This is a genomic window from Cellulomonas jepli (genome assembly GCF_047229345.1).
In the GTDB taxonomy this organism is placed as follows: Bacteria; Actinomycetota; Actinomycetes; order Actinomycetales; family Cellulomonadaceae; genus Cellulomonas_A.
This window is the reverse complement of the sequence record NZ_JBFTER010000185.1, coordinates 1-3449: the sequence shown is the minus strand read 5'-3', so window position 1 is coordinate 3449 and position 3449 is coordinate 1. Positions and strand designations below refer to the sequence as shown.

Here is a 3449-nt window from a genome sequence, read left to right as displayed (position 1 = left end):
CGTCGCCGTCGCGCACGACGATGGCCGTCGTGACGCCCGCCTGGCCGAGCAGCGCGCGCAGGCTCGAGAGCGCGACCGGAGTCCCAGCTGCCCGCGTTCCTCGGGCTCGCGCCGTGGGTCGTCGCGGCGAGCGGCGTCCTGCTCGCCTACGTCTACACCGCCGGGGTCACCCTCCGGATCGGCGCGCTGCTCACCCCGACGGACCCCGACGAGGGTGCGCTCGCGGTCCCGGCGCTCCTGACGTGGGCGTCGGGCGGGTTCGCGGTCGTCGTGGCGCTCGCGGTGCTGGCGGGCGCCACCGGGTTCCTGCTCGTCTCGCGGGTCCCGGCGCGGGACGTCGTCGGCGTCGTCGAGACGTTCGTCCGCCACCACGCCCTCCCGCCCGCCGAGCGCCCGGCCGCCTACCGGGAGTGGCGCGACGACTTCCGGATCCGGCGCATCGTGCGGGCGCGGCGGCTCCAGCGGCTCGTGCAGGCCCGGTGGATCCTCGACGGGCTCGGGTGCGCGAGCATCCTCGGCGTGCTCATCGCCGTCGCTGCGCTCACGTCGAGCATCGAGCCGCTCGCGAGCCTCATGCGGGGACGGCCGGCGCCCGGCGCGGTGCCCGAGGCCCTGGTCGCGCCCGACGCGGGCGAGGAGGTCACCTGGCCGGTCATGGTCGGCAGCGCGCTGAGCGCCGCGGGCTCGTGGGCGCTGACCGCGCTGGCCGTGGGGGTCGTCGCGCTGGTCGTCGCGGGCTGGCGCTCGCCCGTCGTGCGCCGGCGGGCCGGTGTCGCGTGGGACGTGCTGTCCTTCTGGCCCCGCGGCGGGCACCCGTTCGCGCCGCCGAGCTACACCGAGCGCGCCGTCCCGCAGATCGTCGCGCGCACCCGGTTCCTGGCCCGCGAGCCGGCGCCGTGGCCCCGAGTCCTGCTCTCGGGACACTCGCAGGGGTCGGTCCTCGCGGCGGCGGTCGTCGCGCAGCTGTCGGCGCTCGACGACGCGGAGGGACGCTCCGGGGGCGACGGCACGCTCGCCCGCGTCGCGCTCCTCACGCACGGCAGCCCGCTCGGGCGCCTCTACCAGCCGCTCTTCCCGCAGTACTTCGGCGGCGCCGAGCTCGTGCGCCCCACGGCGCGACGCGAGGCCACCGACGACACCGACGACTCCGACGACTCCGCCGCCGCCGCCGCCGACGAGGGCACCGTCGCCGCCGAGGCCGCCGAGGCCGCCGAGGCCGCCGAGGCCGACGAAGGCGCCGAAGGCGCCGGTCGGTCCGCGCGGCGTCGCGTCGGCGGCCCGGAGCAGCTCCGCGAGCTCGACCGCGCTCTCGGCCGGCGCTGGCTCAACCTGTGGCGCGACACCGACCCGATCGGCTCGAGCCTGGCCTCGGCCCTCGGGGACCACGACGTCGAGTGCCGCGACCCGCTCGACTACCTGCTCGACGAGGAGCACGCCGCGTACCCGCCCGTGCACGGGCACGGCGACTACCCGGGCGCCCGCGAGTACGTCCGGGCGCGCGAGCACCTCGTGGGGGTCCGGGTGTCGCTCGCGGGCCTCGACGGGTGCACGCGGTGCCTCCCCACGAGCGGCCCGACGACGGGTGCGGGCGACCCGGTCCGGTCGGCGTTCCCGGTGCCCGCGCCCTGAGCCTGCCGGGCACACCCTCGATCCGGCTCCGGGGCCCGACTGTCGGGAGCGGCGTCGCGTCGGGGCCCGCCGCCGGTGGCCGACGAGGGTCGCCTCCGCCGGACCAGTGCCTGACCTGCGGGTGCCGCCCGGGCGCTCCCCGCTGTCAGCGGCGGCGTCTAAGGTTCGTCTGTGACGACTGCGCTGTACCGCCGCTACCGGCCCGAGACGTTCGCGGAGGTCGTCGGGCAGGACCACGTCACGGCCCCGCTCCGGCAGGCGCTGCGCAGCGGCCAGGTGAACCACGCCTACCTGTTCTCGGGGCCGCGCGGGTGCGGCAAGACGACGTCCGCGCGCATCCTCGCGCGCTGCCTCAACTGCGCCGAGGGCCCGACGGACACCCCGTGCGGCGTGTGCGAGTCGTGCGTCGAGCTGGCCCGCGGCGGCCCCGGCAGCCTCGACGTCGTCGAGATCGACGCGGCGAGCCACGGCGGCGTCGACGACGCGCGTGACCTGCGCGAGCGCGCGACGTTCGCCCCGGCGCGCGACCGGTACAAGATCTTCATCCTCGACGAGGCCCACATGGTCTCCCCGCAGGGCTTCAACGCGCTGCTGAAGATCGTCGAGGAGCCCCCGCCGCACATCAAGTTCATCTTCGCGACGACGGAGCCGGACAAGGTCATCGGCACGATCCGCTCGCGCACCCACCACTACCCGTTCCGGCTCATCCCGCCCGACGTGCTCGTGGCGTACCTCGAGCAGCTGTGCGCGACCGAGGGCGTCACGGTCGGCGCGGGCGTGCTCCCGCTCGTCGTGCGGGCGGGCGCCGGGTCGGCGCGAGACACGCTCTCGGTGCTCGACCAGCTCGTCGCCGGGTCCGGACCCGGCGGGATCGACTACGAGGGCGCCGTCGCGCTGCTCGGCTACACGCACGCGTCGCTGCTCGACGACCTCGTCGACGCGATCGCCGCACGTGACGGCGCGAGCGCGTTCCGTGTCGTCGAGCGCGTGATCTCGACCGGGCACGAGCCCCGCCGCTTCGTCGAGGACCTCCTCGAGCGTCTGCGCGACCTCATCGTCATCGCGGCGTCGGGCGAGGCCGCCGGTGCCGCGCTGCGCGACCTCCCCGCGGACCAGCTCGCCCGCATGCGCGCCCAGGCGGCGCACCTCGGCGGCTCCGAGCTCTCCCGCTCCGCGGACCTCGCGAACGCGGCGCTGAGCGAGATGACCGGGGCGACGTCGCCGCGCCTGCACCTCGAGCTGCTGATCGCACGCCTGCTGCTCCCGGCGGTCGACGACTCGCTGTCCGGCCTCGGTGCGCGGCTCGACCGGCTCGAGCGCGGGCTGCCGGCCGGGGGTGCCGGCTCCGCCGCCCCGGGTCACGTGGCCGCCGGCCCGGCTCTCACGCCGCCGGCCCTCGCCCCGGTGGCGCCGGCAACACCGTCCGCCGCGGAGGCCGTCGCACCGACGCTTCCCGCCCCGCCCGCGCCGGCGGTCCCGGCGCCGCTGGTCCCGGACGAGCGCGCCGCGGACCCCGGGGAGAGCCCCGACCGCGACGCCCCCACCGCTGAGGCCGCCCTCGCGCACGCAGCGGAGCCGGGTGGCCCGTCGGGCTCCGGACGCGCGGCCGACGCGGCGACTCCGGACCGTGGCGTCGCGCCTGCGGACGTCCGGACGCCGTCCGCCCCCGAGCCCGCACGCGACGCCGGACCGGTGAGCGCAGACGGCCCGCCGTCGCGCTCGGCGCCGGCTCAGCCCGTCGCACCCGCCCAGCCCGCGCCCACCCGGCCCGCATCCGCCCAGCCCGCGGCCGCCCCGCCCGCACCCGCCCGACCGCCCAG

2 protein-coding genes are annotated in these 3449 nt (G+C 77.8%); both read left to right on the top strand.

All coding sequences use genetic code 11. The features are described from left to right. The first annotated feature begins 270 nt into the window (after nt 1-270). Entirely contained in the window at nt 271-1629 is a 1359-nt protein-coding gene (locus tag AB6N24_RS22890; protein WP_412871660.1) for a hypothetical protein, read from the top strand. A gap of 171 nt (nt 1630-1800) precedes the next feature. Beyond that, on the top strand, nt 1801-3449 hold a 1649-nt coding region (locus AB6N24_RS22885), incomplete at its 3' end, for a DNA polymerase III subunit gamma and tau (RefSeq protein WP_412871659.1).